The 19,546-nt window shown below is 67.8% G+C and carries 19 protein-coding genes; 5 read left to right on the top strand and 14 right to left on the bottom strand.

Translation table 11 applies throughout. The features are described 5' to 3' along the window. The first annotated feature begins 2 nt into the window (after nt 1-2). Both L3N39_RS17725 and L3N39_RS17720 read left to right on the top strand, forming a co-directional pair. A complete protein-coding gene (locus tag L3N39_RS17725) occupies nt 3-1,268 on the top strand; it encodes an ABC transporter permease (protein WP_237258742.1) in 1,266 nt (421 codons plus the stop codon). Between the two features lie 8 nt (nt 1,269-1,276). Beyond that, nucleotides 1,277-1,789 (top strand): DUF3299 domain-containing protein, encoded by a 513-nt coding sequence (locus tag L3N39_RS17720; protein WP_237258741.1) that lies wholly within the window; start codon nt 1,277-1,279, stop codon nt 1,787-1,789. Nucleotides 1,790-1,796: 7 nt separating this feature from the next. Here L3N39_RS17720 and L3N39_RS17715 read toward each other — a convergent pair whose 3' ends face one another. From L3N39_RS17715 to L3N39_RS17690, 6 genes are read right to left on the bottom strand one after another with little or no spacing between them, the layout of a single operon-like run. Further along, nucleotides 1,797-2,888: a tetratricopeptide repeat protein gene (locus L3N39_RS17715; protein ID WP_237258740.1), complete on the bottom strand. Its 1,092-nt coding sequence runs from the start codon at nt 2,886-2,888 to the stop codon at nt 1,797-1,799. A gap of 1 nt (nt 2,889) precedes the next feature. Further along, nucleotides 2,890-3,603 (bottom strand): energy transducer TonB, encoded by a 714-nt coding sequence (locus tag L3N39_RS17710; RefSeq protein WP_237258739.1) that lies wholly within the window; start codon nt 3,601-3,603, stop codon nt 2,890-2,892. Next, nucleotides 3,604-4,017: an ExbD/TolR family protein gene (locus L3N39_RS17705; RefSeq protein WP_237258738.1), complete on the bottom strand. Its 414-nt coding sequence runs from the start codon at nt 4,015-4,017 to the stop codon at nt 3,604-3,606. Nucleotides 4,018-4,027: 10 nt separating this feature from the next. Continuing rightward, the gene (locus L3N39_RS17700) at nt 4,028-4,573 is read right to left on the bottom strand and encodes a MotA/TolQ/ExbB proton channel family protein (RefSeq protein ID WP_237258737.1); all 546 of its coding nucleotides are present in this window, start codon (nt 4,571-4,573) and stop codon (nt 4,028-4,030) included. After that, nucleotides 4,566-5,912 (bottom strand): MotA/TolQ/ExbB proton channel family protein, encoded by a 1,347-nt coding sequence (locus L3N39_RS17695; RefSeq protein ID WP_237258736.1) that lies wholly within the window; start codon nt 5,910-5,912, stop codon nt 4,566-4,568. The genes L3N39_RS17700 and L3N39_RS17695 overlap by 8 nt, the downstream gene beginning before the upstream one ends. Beyond that, entirely contained in the window at nt 5,909-6,691 is a 783-nt protein-coding gene (locus L3N39_RS17690; RefSeq protein ID WP_237258735.1) for a DUF3450 domain-containing protein, read from the bottom strand. The genes L3N39_RS17695 and L3N39_RS17690 overlap by 4 nt, the downstream gene beginning before the upstream one ends. Before the next feature lie 180 nt (nt 6,692-6,871). Between L3N39_RS17690 and L3N39_RS17685 the strand changes: the two genes are divergently transcribed. Then, a complete protein-coding gene (locus L3N39_RS17685; protein WP_237258734.1) occupies nt 6,872-7,537 on the top strand; it encodes an OmpW/AlkL family protein in 666 nt (221 codons plus the stop codon). 64 nt (nt 7,538-7,601) lie between these two features. Here L3N39_RS17685 and L3N39_RS17680 read toward each other — a convergent pair whose 3' ends face one another. The 4 genes from L3N39_RS17680 to L3N39_RS17665 all read right to left on the bottom strand — a co-directional run bounded on the left by L3N39_RS17680 (nt 7,602) and on the right by L3N39_RS17665 (nt 11,417). Next, on the bottom strand, nt 7,602-8,531 hold the full coding sequence (locus tag L3N39_RS17680) for an NAD-dependent epimerase/dehydratase family protein (RefSeq protein WP_237258733.1): 930 nt from the start codon (nt 8,529-8,531) through the stop codon (nt 7,602-7,604). Beyond that, nucleotides 8,524-9,408 (bottom strand): sugar nucleotide-binding protein, encoded by an 885-nt coding sequence (locus L3N39_RS17675; RefSeq protein ID WP_237258732.1) that lies wholly within the window; start codon nt 9,406-9,408, stop codon nt 8,524-8,526. Before L3N39_RS17675 ends, L3N39_RS17680 begins: the two co-directional genes overlap by 8 nt. Nucleotides 9,409-9,417: 9 nt before the next feature. Continuing rightward, a complete protein-coding gene (locus L3N39_RS17670) occupies nt 9,418-9,906 on the bottom strand; it encodes a single-stranded DNA-binding protein (protein ID WP_237258731.1) in 489 nt (162 codons plus the stop codon). Between the two features lie 143 nt (nt 9,907-10,049). Next, nucleotides 10,050-11,417: an MFS transporter gene (locus tag L3N39_RS17665; RefSeq protein WP_237258730.1), complete on the bottom strand. Its 1,368-nt coding sequence runs from the start codon at nt 11,415-11,417 to the stop codon at nt 10,050-10,052. Between the two features lie 130 nt (nt 11,418-11,547). Here L3N39_RS17665 and uvrA point away from each other — a divergent pair, with 130 nt between their 5' ends. Together uvrA and L3N39_RS17655 are read left to right on the top strand one after the other, a co-directional pair. After that, a complete protein-coding gene (gene uvrA, locus L3N39_RS17660; RefSeq protein WP_237258729.1) occupies nt 11,548-14,388 on the top strand; it encodes an excinuclease ABC subunit UvrA in 2,841 nt (946 codons plus the stop codon). A 95-nt stretch (nt 14,389-14,483) separates the two neighbouring features. Continuing rightward, nucleotides 14,484-15,749, top strand: coding sequence for a M14 family zinc carboxypeptidase (locus tag L3N39_RS17655; protein ID WP_237258728.1), 1,266 nt, complete (start codon nt 14,484-14,486; stop codon nt 15,747-15,749). Between the two features lie 66 nt (nt 15,750-15,815). On the opposite strand, the gene L3N39_RS17650 is transcribed toward L3N39_RS17655, so the two are convergent. The 4 genes from L3N39_RS17650 to rpsD form a co-directional block, all read right to left on the bottom strand. Further along, nucleotides 15,816-17,276: a catalase gene (locus tag L3N39_RS17650; protein ID WP_237258727.1), complete on the bottom strand. Its 1,461-nt coding sequence runs from the start codon at nt 17,274-17,276 to the stop codon at nt 15,816-15,818. Nucleotides 17,277-17,465: 189 nt separating this feature from the next. Then, nucleotides 17,466-17,852 (bottom strand): 50S ribosomal protein L17, encoded by a 387-nt coding sequence (gene rplQ, locus L3N39_RS17645; protein ID WP_237258726.1) that lies wholly within the window; start codon nt 17,850-17,852, stop codon nt 17,466-17,468. Nucleotides 17,853-17,897: 45 nt separating this feature from the next. Further along, nucleotides 17,898-18,899 (bottom strand): DNA-directed RNA polymerase subunit alpha, encoded by a 1,002-nt coding sequence (locus L3N39_RS17640; RefSeq protein WP_237258725.1) that lies wholly within the window; start codon nt 18,897-18,899, stop codon nt 17,898-17,900. Between the two features lie 22 nt (nt 18,900-18,921). Next, complete coding sequence (gene rpsD / locus L3N39_RS17635; RefSeq protein ID WP_237258724.1) at nt 18,922-19,542, bottom strand: 30S ribosomal protein S4; 621 nt, start codon at nt 19,540-19,542, stop codon at nt 18,922-18,924. Between the last annotated feature and the right edge of the window lie 4 nt (nt 19,543-19,546).

Below are 19,546 nucleotides of genomic sequence, written 5' to 3'. Positions count from 1 at the left end.
CCATGCTTCTGCTGCGACTGGCGCTGGCCAGCCTGAACAACCGCCGCTTCACCGCCCTGCTCACGGTGCTGGCCATCGCTCTCTCGGTGTGCCTGCTGCTGACGGTCGAACGCGTGCGCAACGAGGCGCGGGCCAGCTTCGCCAGCACCATCAGCGGCACGGACCTGGTGGTCGGCGCGAGATCCGGCTCGGTCAACCTGCTGCTCTACTCGGTGTTCCGCATCGGCAACGCCACCAACAACATCCGCTGGGAGAGCTTCGAGCACTACGCCCGCCATCCGCGGGTGAGCTGGGCGATCCCGCTGTCGCTGGGCGACTCGCACCGCGGCTATCGCGTGCTCGGCACCAGCACTGCGTATTTCGAGCACTACCGCTACGGCCGCCGGCAAGCGCTGCAGCTGGCCGAAGGCCGGCCCTTCGCCGCCGATCCCTTCGAGGTCGTACTCGGCGCCGAGGTGGCACAGGCGCTCGATTACCGGCTCGGCGATTCGCTGGTGCTGGCCCACGGCGTGGCGCGCATCAGTCTGCTCAAGCACGACGACAAGCCGTTCCGCGTGGTGGGCATCCTCGCGCGCACCGGCACGCCGGTCGATCGCACCCTGCACGTCAGCCTGGCCGGCATGCAGGCGCTGCACCTGGACTGGCGCAACGGCATGCCGGCGCAGGGCAGCGCGCGGCTGAGCGCCGACCAGGCGCGCGAGGCGGACCTGGCGCCGCGGCAGATCACCGCCTTCCTGCTCGGGCTCGACAGTCGCATCGCCACCTTCGCCGTGCAGCGCGAGATCAACGCCTATCCCGGCGAGCCGCTGCTGGCGGTGCTGCCGGGCGTCGCCCTGCAGGAGCTGTGGAGCCTGATGGGCACCGCAGAGCAGGCGCTGTTCGTGATCTCGCTGTTCGTCGTGCTGATCGGCCTGGTGGGCATGCTCACCGCCATCCTCGCCAGCCTCAACGAGCGGCGCCGGGAGATGGCCATCCTGCGCTCGGTCGGCGCACGGCCCTGGCACATCGCCGCGCTGCTGGTGGCCGAGGCGCTGGTGCTGGCGCTGGCCGGCATGCTCGGCGGCCTGGCCCTGCTCTGCCTCGGCATCGCCGCGGCCCAGGGCCCGCTGCAGGCGCATTACGGCCTCTACCTGCCGCTGGCCTGGCCTGGCGCCCACGAGTGGCGCCTGCTCGCGGCGGTGCTGGTGGCCGCCGTGCTGATGAGCGCCGTTCCGGCCTGGCGCGCCTACCGCCAGTCGCTCGCCGACGGCCTGTCCATTCGCCTGTGAGGTCCGCCATGCGCCGCGTCCTGCCTGCCCTGCTGCTCTGCCTGCTGTCGACCGCTGCCGCCGCCGAAGTGCGCGAACTGCGCTGGTCGGAGCTGGTTCCGGCCGGCGCGCCGCCGGCGCCGGCACCGACGCCCCTGCACGACCTGTCGCAGCTGGCCGACGTACTGGCCGCCGAGAACGGCCCGGCGGCGGCGCAGCAACTACCGGACGCGCCGGTGGTGCACGAGCTGGACGGTCTGGAGGTTCGCCTGCCCGGTTACATCGTGCCGCTGGAGACGAGCGAGGAAGGCCGCGTGGTGGAGTTTCTGCTGGTGCCCTATTTCGGCGCCTGCATTCATGTGCCACCGCCGCCGTCGAACCAGATCGTGCATGCGGTCAGCGAGCTGGGGGTGAAGATGGAGCAGCTCTACCAGCCGTTCTGGGTCGAGGGACCGCTGCGGGTCGAGCCGGCCAGCAGCGAGCTGGCCGAGGCGGGTTATCGCATGCAGGCCCAGCGCATCCTGACCTACGAGCTGCCCTGAGCCTCACTCAGTCGGCGCGGGCCACCTGCCGCTCGCGCTCGAAGCTCAGCTCGGCTTCGGCCCAGTCGCGCCAGGCGCGCACCCGGCGCCGTTCGGCACCGGCGCGCTCGGCCTGCTTGAGCGCCTCCAGGCCGGCCTGCCAGCGCGCCTGCTCGAGTTCCAGCTGGGCGACGTTCATCCACAGCTTGGCACTGCCGGACTGGCTGGCCAGCTCGCGCAGGATCCGCGCGGCGCTGCCGCGTTCGCGCGCCTGCCACCAGAGCATGCCCAGGCGCTCGCGCCGGGTGGCGCTGGGCGCCAGCAGGCCGGCGTCGAGCAGGCCGTCGAGCAGCCGCGCGCCCTGCCAGGGCTGGTCGGCCGCCGCGGCCAGCAGCACCAGGTTGTCCAGCTCCGCCTCGCTGAAGCGCAGCCCCTTGGCGTAGGCGGTACGCAGGGTCGCCAGCGCACGATCCTCGGCGCCGGCCAGCTGCTGCAGGCCGGCCAGCTGGCGCCAGGCGCGCGGCTGGTCGGGATGGCGCAGCAGCAACTGGCGCTGCCAGCGCTCGGCGGCCTGGTAGCGCTTGAGCTCGGCATTGCCGGCGACCAGCAGTTGCAGCCAGACGTCCTCGGCGCGCGGGTTGGCCGCGACGTAGCGCTCGGCCAGCGGCAGCGCCTTGGCATGCTGGCCGAGGCCCTGGTAGGCCTGCACCAGCATGCGCAGGACTGCGCCATCCTGCTGATCCGCGCCCTGCAGCAGAGTCACTACCCGCGCGAACTGGCCTTCGGCGAGGAACAGCCGCGCCAGGTTGGCGCGCTCGCCGGCGAGGCTCTGCTCGTCGAGCTTGCCGCTGGCGATCGCCTTGTCCAGCCATTGCGCGGCCCGCGCCGTGTCGCCCTCGGCCCAGGCCAGGTAGCCCAGACTGCGCCAGAGCAGTGCCTGCTCCAGGCTGCCGGGCTTGGCCTCGGCGCCCTCGAGCAGCTTGCGGGCGGCGGCGTGATTGCCCTTCTGCTGGGCCCCCTGGGCCTGTTGCAGAGCCATCAATACGCGAGGATCGATGCTCTGCGCGGCCTGGGCGGCGCCGACGAAGGACAGCAACAGCACGAGCAGCAGACGGGGCATCTCAGCGTTCTCCCTGGAGGCGGAAGTGCAGGGTTTTCACCGCTTCGCGCGCGACCGCCACGCCGTTCTCGGTGCGCGGGGCGAAGCGCCAGCGCGCCGCGGCGCGGCGTGCCTCACGGTCGAACACGTTGGGCGGCGAGGCGTCCAGCACGCGGATGTTCTCCACCCGCCCGCCGGCGGTGATGGTAAAGGCCAGCTTGATATGGCCCTCGATGCCACGCTGGCGGGCGCGGTAGGGGTATTCGGGACGCACGTCGTTGAGCGGCATGACCTCCTGCTCCGGGCCGCCGGGCTGGCCGCCCGCCTCGGCTGCCGCTGCGGCCGGTGCCGCGGCGGCAGGTGCCGGGGTCGTCGCCGCGGTGAGTCCGCTCAGGCTCGGCGCCGGCGCGGCCGCCACCGAGACGCCGCTGTCGATGTTCGGCAGGTCGAGGTCGAGCTTGGGCAGGTTCGCCGCCGGCGTCGCCATGCTCGGGGTCGGCGGACTCGGCGGTTGCGGCGTCTTCGGCTGGGGCGGCTGCGGGGCCTGCTGGCGCGAGCGCGACGCGGCATCCTGATTGCGCCCGTCCATGCGCACGAAATTGGCGATTGCCACCGGCTCGTCGATGGCGTCGCTGCGCGGCGGCGAGACCATGCTCAGCATCAGCGCGAACAGCAGCAGCGTGACGACGCAGGCCGCGAGCAGCGACAACCCGGTGCGGGCCAGCCCCTGGCGCATCTAGCGTGCTCCCGTGCTGGCCGCCAGCGCGACGTCGCGGACGCCGGCCTGGCGCGCCTGGTCCATGACCTGCACCACCAGCCCGGTGCGCGCATCCTGGTCGGCCTGCACCACCACCGCGCCGTCGGGCTGATCGACGCGCATGCGCTCGACATGGGCGCGCACGCTGCGCACGTCGACCTGCTGCTTGTCGATCCAGACCTGCCCGTCGGCGGTCACCGCGATCAGGATGTTGCCCTTGTCCTGCGCGCTGGCGGTGTCGGCCTGCGGGCGCTGCACCTCGACGCCGGACTCCTTGATGAAGGAGCTGGTGACGATGAAGAAGATCAGCATGATGAAGACCACGTCGAGCATCGGCGTGAGGTCGATGCCGGTGTCTTCGTCCTGCTGGTAATGATGGCGACGCATGCGCATCCGCAAATCCTCAATCGTGACGCAGCTGGTCGGCCAGCCGGTCGAGCGACAGCCGGGCGATGCGCTCGAGGCGCGCCAGGCTGAACAATCCAGTGATGGCCAGCACCATGCCGGCCATGGTCGGCAGGGTCGCCTGCCAGACGCCCGCGGCCATGCCGCGCGGGTTACCGGTGCCGTTGAGCGAGAGGACGTCGAACACGGCGATCATCCCGGTCACGGTGCCGAGCAGGCCGAGCAGCGGGTAGAGCGCCACCAGCGCCTTGCTCAGGCGCAACGGCCCGGCCAGTTGCTGCTGGGCCTCGGCCAGCCAGGCGGTACGCACCGCGCGCTGCCAGGCACCGGGCTCGCCGGCCATCCGTGCCCAGGCCTGGCGGCGTGCGTCGACCCAACGCGGAAAGACCCGGCGCATGAACCACAGGCGCTCGAACACCAGCGTCCAGTACAGCACGCAGAGCAGCGCCAGCGCCCACATGACCACCCCGCCGGCGCCCATGAAGTCGAGCAGCAGGTGCCCGCTGTCGACCAGGCGCAGCCAGAGCCCGTGCAGGTCAGTCACGGCGCGGCGTCCCCGACAGGTGCAGGGCGATCAGCCCGGCGCTCTGCTGCTCGAGCAACTGGATCAGCGCCTTGCTGCGGCTGGCCAGCAGCGCATGCAGGAACAGCAGCGGAATGGCCACCACCAGGCCCATCACGGTGGTCACCAGGGCCTGGGAGATGCCGTCGGCCATCAGCCGCGAGTCGCCGCCACCGCTCTGGGTGATGGCCTGGAAGGTGACGATCATGCCGGTCACGGTGCCCAGCAGGCCGAGCAGCGGCGCCACCGCGGTGAGCAGCTTGAGCAACGGCTGGCCGCGCTCCAGCGGCGGGGTTTCCTGGAGGATGGCCTCGTCGAGCTTGAGCTCCAGGGTCTCCAGGTCGGCCAGCTGCGGCTTCGGCCCGAGCACGCCGATGATGCGGCCCAGCGGGTTGTCGTCGCGCGGGCTGTTCAACTCGCGCATCTGGCCATTGACCTTGCGGCTGACCCCGGCGAGATAGGCCATCCGCCAGGCGGCCAGGCAGAGGCCGAGGATGCCCAGCGCGACGATCACCCAGCCCACCAGGCCGCCCTGCTGCAGGCGCGCCCAGAAGTCCGGCTCACGCTGCAGCTGCGCCAGCAGCGTGCCGCGGCTGGGGTCGATGGGCAGCTCGGCCAGCGCGGCGGAACTGCCGAGGTAGTCCTCGACCAGGCCCATGCCCGAAGGCTGGCGTGCCGGGGCGAGCAACTGGCCGGCATCGGCGTCGTAGCGCAGGAAGCCCTGCTCGGCAAAGGCCGAGAAGGTACCGACGCGCAGCACCGGCTGCTCGCTGCGCTGGCCATCGGCGCCGACCACCGGCAGCTTGACCTGCTCGACCCGGCCGCTGGCGGCGAGGTCTTCCAGCAGCGTCATCCAGAAGGCGTCGAGGTCCTCGGCCGACGGCAGCGCGCGGCTCTCGGCCAGGCCGCGCAGCTGGGCCAGGCGCTCGGGGTACTGCACGTTGAGCAGGCTGTCCTGCCATTGCCCGGCGATGTCGCCGGCGCTCTGGCGGACCACGCCGAACAGTTCACCCAAGTGCCCGACGCGCTGGGCGAGCAGCTTTTCCTGCTCGGCGAGCTGGGCCTCCTGGCGATCGAACTCGGCCTTCAGCCGCTCGGCCTCGGCCTTCTGCGCGGCCAGCGCGGCCTGCGCCTCGGCCAGCAGGCGGGCCTGCTCGCCGCGATCGCGGACGAAGGCCTGCTCGCGCGCCTGCATGGCACTGACCTCGGCGGCGCGCTCGCTGCGGATGCGCTCGAGCAGCTGGTCGGGGTTCAACGGCTCGGCGGCCTGGGCCAGCACCGGCGCCAGGGCCAGGACGAACAGCGAAAACAGACGATTCATTGCGCACTCTCCCGACCAGGCGTCTTCACCGGCAGTTGCAGATAGGCCGGCGCCTGTTGTTGCCGGGCGATGGCGATCGCCTGGGTCAGCGGTCGCCGGGCACTGCCGTCGAGCACTTCCCAGGCACGGGTCGCCGGGTTCCACCAGCCGCTCTGGTGGGCATCCAGCGTCTGGTAATAGAGCATCACCCGCCCCAGGCGCAGGAACTCGACGCTGCGTGCGTCCCCGTCGCCCGGCAATTCGCCACGCCAGGCTTCGAGGGTGCGGCCGTAGTCGCTCTCGATCTGGTAGGCCTCGAGGATGCGCCGGTACTTCTCCGCCAGGCTGACATCGGCGCGCGGCAACAGCTCCTCGAGCTGCGCCATGCGATCGGCCCGCTCGTCCGGCAGGAACGGCAGGTCCGCCTCGATGAACTGGCCCAGCACCTCGACCATCCGGCTCATCTGCGGCGTCACCGCTTCCTGGGTCCGCTCGATGCCCTGCAGCTGGCGCTCGTAGCCCTCGAGCTCCTTGCGCTGCGCCGCGACCAGCTCGCGCATCTGCGCGTTGTAGGCCTTGAGCGCGTCGGCCTGCTGCACGGCATTGCGGTAGTCGGTGAGCATCTGCCGGGTGGCATCGTCGAGCTGCTCGATGCGCGCCTGCGAGGAGGTCGCCTCGCTGGCCAGGCGTTCGCTCTCTTCGAGCGCCGCATCGAGGGGGGCTGCCACCAGCGGCGCGGCGAACTGCACGCAATACGGCAGCACGGCGACCGCCAGCAGGCGGGGGAGGAAGGACGGCATGGGGGATCCTTGCGGGGAAACTAACTCAAAGAAGAACCATTATCATTAGACAATTGATCCAAAGCAAGCAGGTCAAAAGGTCGCAGCGCACCCCTAGCCTTTCATTGAGCCAAGTCAAAAAGCGCGAAACGCCCCTCCCTACCATTGCCCCATCGAATACGCACACATGGAGCAAGCACTATGCGCAAGACCCTGTTCACCGCTTCCGCGCTGGCCCTGGCGCTGGCCGCCCCCTTCGCCCAGGCCTTCGAGGCCGGGGACATCATCGTTCGCGCCGGTGCGATCACGGTTGATCCCCATGAAGACAGCGGCAATGTGAAGATCGCAGGCGTCGGCAGCATTGACGCCCAGGCAACCCTGGATAGCGACACCCAGCTGGGCCTGAACTTCGCCTACATGCTGACCGACAAGGTTGGCCTAGAACTGCTGGCCGCCACCCCCTTCAGCCACGATGTCGGCCTGAAGGCAGGCGGTGCATCGTCGAAGCTGGGTAGTCTGAAGCACCTGCCGCCGACCCTGAGCGTCATCTACTACCCGTTGGAAAAGACTTCGGCCTTCCAGCCCTATGTCGGCGCCGGCATCAACTACACTTGGTTCTTCGATGACAAGCTGACCAGCGAAGCGGAGACCGCCGGCTTCCGCGGCCTGGACATGAAGGATTCCTGGGGCCTTGCCGCCCAGGTAGGCATGGACTACATGCTGACCGAGAACGTCATGCTCAACGCCCAGGTTCGCTACATCGACATCGATACCGAAGGCACCACCTATGCCGGCCCGGCCAAGGTGACCGTCGACGTCGACGTCGACCCCTTCGTCTACATGGTCGGCCTCGGCTACAAGTTCTGACGAACCGAGCCACCCGGACAACAGAAAGGCGCCAATCGGCGCCTTTCTTGCGTTCTGCCAACGGCTATTTGCCGAGCAGCCGGGCGAGCCCCTCGCGGATATCGGTTGGCGGCTCGGGCAGACGATAGCGCGACAGCAGGCGGCTGTTGTCCGCGCGCGAATGACGGATGTCCCCGGCCCGGGCCGGCAGGTGGCTGATCGCCGGCAACTGGCCGAGCACCGCGCCGATCGCCTGCAGCAGCTGGTTCAGCGAGGTGGCGCGGGCGAGGCCGACGTTCACCGCGCCCTGCTCCACCTGCGGCGCCTCCAGCGCCTGCACCAGCACCTCGACCAGATCGCCGACATAGAGGAAGTCGCGGGTCTGCTCGCCATCGCCGAACACGCTGATGGGCAGGCTCTTCTGCGCGCGCTCGGTGAAGATACTGATCACCCCTGAATACGGCGAGGACGGGTCCTGGCGCGGCCCGTAGATATTGAAGAAGCGGAACACCACCGGCTCCAGGCCGTGCTGGCGGCGGTAGAAGTCGAGGTAGTGCTCGCTGGCCAGCTTGTCCGCCGCGTAGGGAGTCAGCGGCGCCTTGGGCAGGTCCTCGCCGATCGCCTCGCCTTCGCCATTGTTGCCGTACACCGCCGCGCTCGAGGCGAACACCACGCGACGCACGCCCGCAGCGCGCATGCCTTCGCAGACATTCAGGGTGCCGATCAGGTTGGCCCGGTGGGTGCCCAGCGGGTCTTCCACCGAGGCCTGCACCGAGGCCACCGCGGCCAGGTGCACCACGGCTCGACAACCGTCGACGGCGCGATGCACGCAATCGGCGTCCGCCACGTCGCCAACGATCAGCTCGACGCGTGCATCCTGCGGCAGGTTGCTGCGCTTGCCGGTGGAAAGGTTGTCCAGCACGCGGACGTGATAGCCGCGCGCCAGGAGAGCATCGACCAGGTTGGAGCCGATGAAGCCAGCCCCCCCGGTCACCAGGATAGGAGCTTCAGCCATGGCGGTAGTAACGTTCCAGGAGGCTCGGCAGGCCGGCGCGCCAGGCGCGCGGCTTGATGCCGAAGGTGTTGAAGATCTTCTTGCAGGCCAGCACGCCGTGCTGCGGTTCGGTATCGGCGTCCTCGCAATCGGCGTGCGCGGTGGGCACCAGGATCTCGGCGCTCAGCGGGCAGTGCCGGGCGGCCTCGGCCAGCAGGGCCTGGCTCACCAGCAGCGGCGTCGACGCCTCGTGGCCGCCGTAGTGATAGGTGCCCCAGAGCGGCGCGTGGCAGTCCAGCTGCTTGAGCACCGCGAGGATGACCCGCGCCGCATCGTCCACCGGCGTCGGGTTGCCGCGCCGGTCATCGGCCAGCTGGATCGGCTCGCCCTGCGCCAGGCGCTGCAGGAAGCGCCCCAGCAGCCCGTCGTGGCTGTCGTCCAGCAGCCAGCCGAAGCGCAGCAGCACATGCCGCGGGCAGAGCGAGCGCACGCTCTGCTCGAAGCGCCACAGCGCCTGCCCGCGGGCATCCAGCGGCGCGACCTCGTCCTTCTCGCTGTAGGCCGTGGTGCGCGCGCCGTCGAACACCCGGTAGCTGGACGGCTGCAGGAGAATGAAGTCGTGGTGCTGGCAGAGCTCGGCCAGGCGCTCCACCGAGCGCTCCTGGGCGGCCAGTGCCGCCTCGTTGGCCTGGCCGCTCTGGAACCAGTCGAAGTAGTAGGCCAGGTTGATCACGACGTCCGGACGGTTGTCGTCGAGCAACTGGGTCAGGCTGGGGGCATCCCAGCCCTGGGCGGGCGGGCGCGGCGCGAGAAAGCCGATGTCTTCCTCGGCACCGAGGCGAATCAGCGCCTGCCCGAGGGCATTGCCTCCACCCAACAGTAACAGGCGCATTCGCATCAAGCGGACCTAGAACGGGATATCGTCGTCGAAGCTGTCGTAGTCCGGCGCGGGCTGCGGTGCCGCCTGGCGCTGCGGCTGGGCCTGCTGGCGCGGCGCCTGCTGCGGCTCGCGCTGCGGACGCGGCTGGCGCGGCGCGTCGTCGGAGTTGCCACCGCGGCCGCCGAGCAGCTGCATGGTGCCGTTCATGTCGACGACGATCTCGGTGGTGTAGCGCTTGACCCCGTCCTTCTCCCACTCGCGGGTCTGCAGGCGGCCTTCGATGTAGCACTGCGAACCCTTGCGCAGGTATTCGCCGGCGATCTCGGCGACCTTGCCGAACAGCACAACGCGGTGCCACTCGGTGCGCTCCTGCAGCTGGCCGGTCTGCTTGTCCTTCCAGCTGTCGGTGGTGGCGAGCGTGATGTTGGTCACCGCATTGCCATTGGGCAGGTAGCGGGTCTCGGGATCACCGCCCACGTTGCCGATCAAGATGACCTTATTCACCCCTCTGGCCATGGGTAACTCCTTTCGGGAAATAGTGTTTCAAAGGGGCCCCAACGCGTCCTGCCCGGGCGGCAGAACAGAGACCGGTAACGGCGAATCTTACCCTACCGCCTCGACCCGGGCCAACCAGGCAGCGGGCCGACCCGGGTCGCGACTCAGGCGACCAGCTGATCGAGTGCCTGGCGATTGACCCGCTGGCTGTCGACCTTGACATAGACAGCCGCCTCGTCGGCGACGATGAGCACGTCGGTCACGCCGTCGAGCGCCAGCAGCCGCGCAGCGAGCCCGGCATCGGCCTGCGCCCGCGTCGACAGCGGCAGCCGCAGGCTGGTGACGTAGGGCGGCTCGCGCATGCCCAGCGCAACCACCAGCCAGAGTCCGCAGAGCGCGGCGCAGCCGATGAACACCGTGGCCAGCCCACCATGCTGGTAGAGCCAGCCGCCAAGCACGCCGCCGAGCCCGGCGCCAAGGAACTGGCTGGTGGAATACACCCCCATCGCCGTGCCCTTGCCGCCGGCCGGTGCGACCTTGCTGATCAGCGAGGGCAGCGAGGCCTCGAGCAGGTTGAAGGCGATGAAGAAGGCGATCATCCCGCCAACCAGCGTCCACAGCGTGCCACCCAGCTGCCAGAAGAACAGCTCGCACAGCAGCAGGCCGGCGACCGCGCCGAGCACGACACGGCGCATCTGGCGCTTCTTCTCGCCATAGATGATGAACGGCACCATGCCGAAGAAACCGACCAGCAGCGCGGTCAGGTAGACCCACCAGTGCTGCTCGCGCGGCAGTCCGCCCTGCTCCACCAGCGCCAGCGGCAAGGCGACGAAACTGGCCATGAGCACGGCGTGCAGAGCGAGGATGGCGAAGTCCAGGCGCAAAAGTTCCGGATGGCGCAGCGTGGTGGCGAAGGCCTGGCGCGCCACGCCGGATTCGCGATGCCGGACATGGGCATGCGGGCGCGGCAGGAAGGCCACGATGACCGCGCCGAGCACGGCCATCGCCGCGGTGGTCCAGAACAGACCGGACAGGCCGAACGCGCGGGTCAGCAGCGGCCCGACGACCATCGCCACGGCGAACGACAGGCCGATGCTCATGCCGATCATGGCCATCGCCTTGGTTCGGTGCTGCTCACGGGTCAGGTCCGAAAGCAGCGCCATGACCGCCGCGGAAATCGCCCCGGCGCCCTGCAGCACGCGGCCGAGGATCACCCCGCCGATGCTGTCGGCCATCGCCGCGACGACCGCACCGAGGGCGAACACCAGCAGGCCGAAGTAGATGATCGGCAGGCGACCGATGCGATCCGAGAGCACGCCGAACGGAATTTGCAGCACCGCCTGGGTCAAACCATAGGCACCGATGGCGAAACCGATGAGCGCCGGCGTGGCGCCCTCGAGCTCCATGCCATAGGTCGCCAGTACCGGGAGGACCATGAACATGCCGAGCATGCGAAACGCGAACACCAGCGCGAGGCCAGCGGCTGCACGGGTTTCGCTGGCGCTCATGCGTTCGCTGTACGGATCCGGCATGGGGAAATCTCGCTAATTGAACCGGCGGCGATTCTAGCAGCCATCCCCGGCCCGTCACAGGCGCGCGCTTTGCCGCGCCTTTCGCCCCGGCCTTATACTTCCGGGCTTTCGCCCGCCATGCGAGGCTGCTTTGGACAAGATCCTGATCCGTGGGGCGCGCACCCACAACCTGAAGAACATCGACCTGACCCTGCCGCGCGACAAGCTGATCGTGATCACCGGCCTGTCCGGCTCGGGCAAGTCGTCGCTGGCCTTCGACACGCTCTATGCCGAGGGCCAGCGTCGCTATGTCGAGTCGCTGTCGGCCTACGCCCGGCAGTTCCTGTCGATGATGGAGAAGCCCGACGTCGACACCATCGAAGGGTTGTCGCCGGCGATTTCCATCGAGCAGAAGTCGACGTCGCACAACCCGCGCTCGACCGTCGGCACCATCACCGAGATCTACGATTACCTGCGCCTGCTCTATGCGCGGGTCGGCACACCACGCTGCCCGGACCACGACACCCCGCTGGAGGCGCAGACTGTCAGCCAGATGGTCGACCAGGTGCTGGCGCTGCCTGAGGGTCGCAAGCTGATGCTGCTGGCGCCGGTGATCCGTGAGCGCAAGGGCGAGCATCTGGCCGTGTTCGACGAGCTGCGCGCCCAGGGCTTCGTGCGCGCCCGGGTCAACGGCAAGCTGCATGAACTGGACGAGCTGCCCAAGCTGGACAAGCAGAAGAAACACACCATCGAGGTAGTGGTCGATCGCTTCAAGGTCCGCACCGACCTGCAGCAGCGCCTGGCCGAATCCTTCGAGACGGCGTTGAAGCTGGCCGACGGCATCGCCCTGGTCGCCTCGATGGAGGACGACGGCGCCGAGGACCTGATCTTCTCCGCGCGCTTCGCCTGCCCGATCTGCGGCCACTCGATCAGCGAACTCGAGCCCAAGCTGTTCTCCTTCAACAACCCGGCCGGCGCCTGCCCGACCTGCGACGGCCTGGGGGTCAAGCAGTTCTTCGACGCCAAGCGCCTGGTCAACGGCGAGCTGACCCTGGCCGAAGGCGCGATCCGCGGCTGGGACCGGCGCAACGTCTATTACTTCCAGATGCTCGGCTCGCTCGCCGCGCACTACGGCTTCAGCCTGGACGAGCCGTTCGACTCGCTGGCGGCCGAGCACCAGAAGGTGGTGCTGCGCGGCAGCGGGCGGGAGAACGTCGACTTCCGCTACCTCAACGACCGCGGCGACATCGTCAAGCGCTCGCATCCGTTCGAGGGCATCCTGCCGAACCTCGAGCGGCGCTACCGGGAGACCGAGTCCAACTCGGTGCGCGAGGAGCTGGCCAAGTACCTCAGCACCCAGCCCTGCCCGGAATGCCTGGGCACCCGCCTGCGCCGCGAGGCACGCCACGTCTGGGTCGGCGACAAGACGCTGCCGGCGGTGACTGCGCTGCCGGTGGGCGATGCCTGCGACTATTTCGCCACGCTGTCGCTCAGCGGCCGGCGCGGCGAGATCGCCGACAAGATCCTCAAGGAGATCCGCGAGCGCCTGCAGTTCCTGGTCAACGTCGGCCTCGACTACCTGACCCTGGACCGCAGTGCCGACACCCTGTCCGGCGGCGAGGCCCAGCGCATCCGCCTGGCCAGCCAGATCGGCGCCGGCCTGGTCGGCGTCATGTACATCCTCGACGAGCCGTCCATCGGCCTGCACCAGCGCGACAACGAGCGCCTGCTCGGCACGCTGACGCACCTGCGCAACCTCGGCAACACGGTGATCGTGGTCGAGCACGACGAGGACGCCATCCGCCTGGCCGACTACGTGGTCGACATCGGACCCGGCGCCGGCGTGCATGGCGGCCAGGTGGTCGCCCAGGGCACACCGGACGAGGTGATGGCCCATCCCGACTCGCTGACCGGCAAGTACCTGTCCGGGCGCGAGCGCATCCGCTATCCGGCCGAGCGCACCGCACGCGACGCCAAGCGCCTGCTGAAGCTGACCGGCGCACGTGGCAACAACCTGCAGGGCGTCGACCTGGAGATCCCGGTCGGCCTGCTGACCTGCATCACCGGCGTGTCCGGCTCGGGCAAGTCGACACTGATCAACAACACCCTGTTCCCGATCACCGCCAGCGCGCTGAATGGCGCCAGCACCCTGGAAGTGGCGCCCTACGACAGCTTCGACGGCTTGCAGCACCTGGACAAGGTGGTCGACATCGACCAGAGCCCGATCGGCCGCACGCCGCGTTCCAATCCGGCGACGTATACCGGCCTGTTCACGCCGATCCGCGAGCTCTTCGCCGGCGTGCCCGAGGCCCGCTCGCGCGGCTACGGCCCGGGGCGCTTCTCCTTCAACGTCAAGGGCGGCCGCTGCGAGGCCTGCCAGGGCGACGGCGTGATCAAGGTGGAAATGCATTTCCTGCCGGACATCTACGTCCCCTGCGACGTGTGCAAGGGCAAGCGCTATAACCGCGAAACTCTGGAGGTGAAGTACAAGGGCAAGAACATCACCGAGGTGCTGGACATGACCATCGAGGAAGCGCGCGACTTCTTCGACGCAGTCCCCGCCGTGGCGCGCAAGCTGCAGACGCTGATGGACGTCGGCCTGTCGTACATCAAGCTCGGTCAGAGCGCCACCACGCTGTCCGGCGGCGAGGCGCAGCGGGTCAAACTGTCGCGCGAGCTGTCCAAACGCGACACCGGCAAGACCCTGTACATCCTCGACGAGCCGACCACCGGCCTGCACTTCGCCGACATCCAGCAGTTGCTCGACGTGCTGCACCGCCTGCGCGACCACGGCAATACCGTGGTGGTGATCGAGCACAACCTGGACGTGATCAAGACCGCCGACTGGCTGGTCGACCTCGGCCCGGAGGGCGGCTCGCGCGGCGGGCAGATCATCGCCACCGGCACGCCGGAGGCCGTCGCGGCGAACCCCGCCTCGCACACGGGGCGGTTCCTCAAGCCGCTGCTCGAGCGCGACCGCTCGGCGGGCTGAGCGCCGCGGCGGCAACCGCAGCGAGCCCGGCGGGGTCCATAACGGACCCGCCGGGCCGTTGGGCGGGCCATCCCTGCCCAGAGAGGAACACTCCCATGCGTGTCGCGCTTGCTGCCTGCCTGCTTGGCGCCGGCCTGTTGCCGAGCCTCGCTACTGCCGCCCAACCCAACGGCCCCTGGATCACCGACCAGCAGAACGTCTCGCTCGAGGCGTTCATGAGCAACCAGCAGCTCTACGATCAGCTCAACGCACTGTCCCGGCGCTTTCCCGATGCGCTGCGCCTGGAACAGGCCGGCACCAGCAACGAGGGCCGGCCTATCTGGCTGGCGCGGCTGGGCAACGCGGACAAGCCGGCCGTGATGATCATCACCCAGCAGCACGGCAACGAGCCCCATGGCACCGAAGCGGTGGTCGACCTGCTCCAGCGCCTGGCCTCGGGCGGCGGCATGTCGCGGCAGATACTGGACAACCTGCATGTCCTGATCGTGCCGCGGGTCAACCCGGACGGTGCCGAGCGCTTCAGTCGCGGCAACATGGACTTCAGCGCCCCGCAGAGCAACGCAAACTGCCTGCGCGAGGATGGCAGCCTGGATCCGGCCAGGCTCGATCAGCGCCTGGGCGCCAACGTCACCGCCTATACCGACGGCGACGGCCTGCGCCGCTGGAGCTACGACATCAACCGCTACCATTGGGTCGACTGGAGCCAGAGTACGCAGGTCCGCTGCAACCCGGGCCTGGCCGGCGAGCGCCACTTCAACCCCGGGCAGAATCCGGTGCCGGAGGCCGTAGCGCTACGCGGGGTCTACGAGCGCTACCGCCCCATCTGGATGGTCGATGTGCACAACCAGAATCCAGCCGAGGTGCTGGACGATGTCGATCCCGAGGTCAATCGCCCCGGCCGCCAGGTGACCGGCTCGCTGACCTGGCCCACCCATGAAGATGTCGCGCCGGAGGCGGTCGCGCTTTCCAAGCAGCTGGCCATCGTGATGAAACAACGCTCGCTGCAACTGGGCTTCATGGAGCTCACCAACTACTACTACCAGTACCCCAACGGCGACGTGCGCCGCGGTGGCGGCGACCCGGGCATCGCACGCAATGCCTATGGCCTGCTGGGAAGCCAGCGGCTGGCCGCCGGCGAACCCGGCCCGCTGGGTGGCAGCGTGCTGGTCGAGATCGCCGGGCTGAACAGCCGCGGGCAGAAATCGGTGGGCATGCTGCGCAACAACGTCCGCGAAATGCTCGAGGCGGTGTTGCTGGCCACCGCCGATGGCAGCCTGCTGGCCATCGACCCGGCGCAGGCGGACCGCCTGCTGCCGCCGGGCAATCTCAGCGACCAGCCACTGAGCAACCCGCACGAATAGGATGCCCGCAACGAAAGAGCCCGCAGGCAACGCTGCGGGCTCCGGTTCCTGGGACAGCAGGCTGCCTCAGCCCTGCGCCTCGCCGAGGGGGATGCCCAGCGCCGCGGCGATTCCCTCGCCATAGGCCGGATCCGCCTGCAGACAGTGACGGATGTGGCGCAGCTTGATATGCCGCTCCACGCCCTGCATCGAGCGTGCGGTGTTGGCGAACAACCGCTGCTGCTCGTCTGCGGACATCAGGCGGAACAGGTTGCCCGGCTGGGTGAAGTAGTCGCTGTCGTCCGCTCGATAGTCATAGCGGTCGGCGGCTCCTTCCAGCGCCAGCGGGGGCTCGCTGAAATCCGGCTGCTCGCGCCATTCGCCGTAGCTGTTCGGCTCGTAGTGCAGTCGCCCACCCTGGTTGCCATCGACCCGCATGGCGCCGTCGCGATGGTAGCTGTGCACCGGGCAGCGCGGCGCGTTCACCGGAATCTGATGGTGGTTCACACCCAGCCGGTAGCGCTGTGCATCGCCGTAGGAGAACAGTCGGCCCTGCAACATGCGATCCGGCGAGAAGCTGATGCCGGGCACCACGTTGGCCGGCGTGAACGCCGCCTGCTCGACATCCTGGAAGTAGTTGTCCGGGTTGCGGTTGAGCTCGAAATAGCCCACTTCGATCAACGGGTAGTCCGTGTGCGGCCAAACCTTCGTCAGGTCGAACGGATGGTAGGGAACCGTCGCCGCATCGGCCTCGGGCATCACCTGCACGAACATGGTCCAGCGCGGGTAGTCACCGCGCTCGATTGCTTCGAACAGGTCGCGCTGCGAGCTCTCGCGATCGTTGGCGACGATGGCAGCCGCCTCGGCATCGGTCAGGTTCTTGATGCCCTGCTGGGTGCGAAAGTGGAACTTCACCCAGTAGCGCTCGTTGTCCGGGCTGATGAAGCTGTAGGTGTGCGAACCGAAGCCATGCATGTGGCGGTACGAGGCCGGGATGCCGCGATCGCCCATGACGTAGGTGATCTGGTGCAACGCCTCGGGCAGACCGGTCCAGAAATCCCAGTTGTTGTTGGCGCTGCGCATGTTGGTGCGCGGGTCGCGCTTGACCGCGTGGTTGAGGTCGGGGAACTTCAGCGGATCGCGGAAGAAGAATACCGGCGTGTTGTTGCCCACCAGATCCCAGTTGCCCTGCTCGGTATAGAACTTCAGGGCGAAGCCGCGGATATCGCGTTCGGCGTCAGCGGCCCCGCGCTCGCCCGCCACGGTGGAGAAACGGACAAACAGTGGGGTGCGCTTGCCCACCTCGGAGAACAGCCGGGCCTTGCTGTAGCGGCTGATGTCGTGGGTCACTACGAACTCGCCAAAGGCGCCCGAGCCCTTTGCATGCATGCGCCGCTCGGGAATCACCTCGCGGTCGAAGTGCGCGAGCTTCTCGAGGAACCAGACATCCTGCAGCAGCATGGGGCCTCGCCGCCCGGCGGTCATGGCATTCTGGTTTTCCGTCACAGGCGCACCGGCAACGGTGGTGAGTCTGGGCTTGTCGGTCATGGCTGCATCTCCTGGCTTCATGTCGCGTGGAACCGGGACACCCCGGCTATTGGCGGTCATGATAGGAAGCAGGCGAAACGGCGCCCAATGAGGAAGGCCAACGCGTCTGATAGAGAAAAACTGTCGTAATACTGCAGCTCATAAACGAAAAAACCGAGCACTAGGCTCGGTTTTTTCGTTTCGCCGATCTTACTCGGCTGCTTCTACCGCACCGGCAACCGGACGGTCGACCAGCTCGACATAAGCCATGGGCGCATTATCGCCGGCGCGGAAACCGCACTTGAGGATGCGCAGGTAGCCGCCCTGACGGTTGGCGTAACGCTTGCCCAGATCGTTGAACAGCTTGCCGACGGCAGCTTTCGAGCGGGTACGATCGAAGGCCAGGCGACGGTTGGCGACGCTGTCTTCCTTGGCCAGGGTGATCAGCGGCTCGGCAACGCGGCGCAGTTCCTTGGCTTTCGGCAGGGTGGTCTTGATCAGTTCGTGCTCGAACAGCGACACCGCCATGTTCTGGAACATGGCCTTGCGGTGGGCGCTGGTGCGGCTCAGATGACGGCCACTTTTACGATGACGCATGATTGCAATTCCTTACCAAACGAATAGTTCGGTTACTGGAGACGATCAGGCCGTAGCCTTGTCGTCTTTCTTGAGACTTGCCGGCGGCCAGTTGTCGAGGCGCATACCGAGGGACAGACCACGAGAAGCCAGGACGTCCTTGATCTCGGTGAGCGACTTCTTGCCCAGGTTCGGCGTCTTGAGCAGCTCTACCTCGGTGCGCTGGATCAGGTCACCGATGTAGTAGATGTTCTCTGCCTTGAGGCAGTTAGCCGAACGGACAGTCAGCTCCAGGTCGTCGACCGGGCGCAGCAGGATCGGATCGATCTCGTCTTCCTGCTCGATCACCACCGGCTCGCTGTCGCCCTTCAGGTCGACGAACGCAGCCAGCTGCTGTTGCAGGATGGTCGCAGCACGGCGGATCGCTTCTTCAGGATCCAGCGTGCCGTTGGTTTCCAGATCGATGACCAGCTTGTCCAGGTTGGTACGCTGTTCGACACGAGCGTTCTCGACCACATAGGCAACACGACGAACCGGGCTGAAGGTCGCGTCGAGCTGCAGACGGCCGATGCTACGGCTCTCGTCCTCGTCGCTCTGGCGCGCATCCGCCGGCTCGTAGCCGCGACCGCGCGCGACCTTGAGCTTCATGTTGATCGAGCCGTTGGCCGCCAGATTGGCGATCAGGTGATCGCCATTGACGATTTCGACATCGTGATCCAGCTGGATATCGGCAGCGGTCACAGCGCCCGGGCCCTTCTTCACCAGGTTCAAGGTCACTTCATCACGGCCGTGCAGCTTGATGGCGATACCTTTGAGGTTGAGCAGGATCTCGATGACATCTTCCTGCACGCCCTCGATCGCGCTGTACTCGTGGAGCACACCGTCGATCTCCGCCTCGACTACGGCGCAGCCGGGCATGGAGGACAACAGGATACGACGCAGCGCGTTGCCCAGGGTGTGGCCAAAGCCACGCTCGAGGGGCTCGAGAGTGATCTTGGCGCGGGTCGGACTGACCACCTGCACATCGATGTGGCGGGGGGTCAGGAACTCATTTACCGAACTCTGCATGGATACACCTATTTTCTAGCCCTTACTTGGAGTAGAGCTCGACAATCAGGTTTTCGTTGATGTCGGCGGACAGGTCGCTGCGGGCCGGAACATTCTTGAAAACACCGCTCTTCTTGTCGGCATCCACTTCCACCCACTCGACGCGGCCACGCTGGGCACACAGCTCGAGCGCCTGAGCGATACGCAGCTGGTTGCGGCACTTCTCACGAACGGCAACCACATCACCGACCTTGACCTGGAACGAAGGAATGTTCACGGTCTTGCCGTTGACGGTGATCGACTTGTGCGAAACCAGCTGGCGGGATTCGGCACGCGTGGAGCCGAAGCCCATGCGATAGACCACGTTGTCCAGACGGCACTCGAGCAACTGCAGCAGGTTCTCGCCGGTTGCGCCCTTGCGACGGGCAGCTTCCTTGTAGTAACCGCTGAACTGGCGCTCCAGCACGCCGTAGATACGACGAACCTTCTGCTTCTCGCGCAGCTGGGTGCCGTAGTCGGACAGACGACCGCGACGCTGACCATGCACGCCGGGCGGAGTCTCGATGTTGCACTTGGATTCAAGGGCGCGCGCACCACTCTTCAGGAAGAGATCAGTACCTTCACGACGAGACAGTTTGCACTTGGGACCAATATAACGAGCCATATTT

This window comes from Pseudomonas oligotrophica (genome assembly GCF_021726475.1).
Classification (GTDB): Bacteria; Pseudomonadota; Gammaproteobacteria; order Pseudomonadales; family Pseudomonadaceae; genus Stutzerimonas; species Stutzerimonas oligotrophica.
This window is presented reverse-complemented; position numbering and strand designations above follow the sequence as displayed.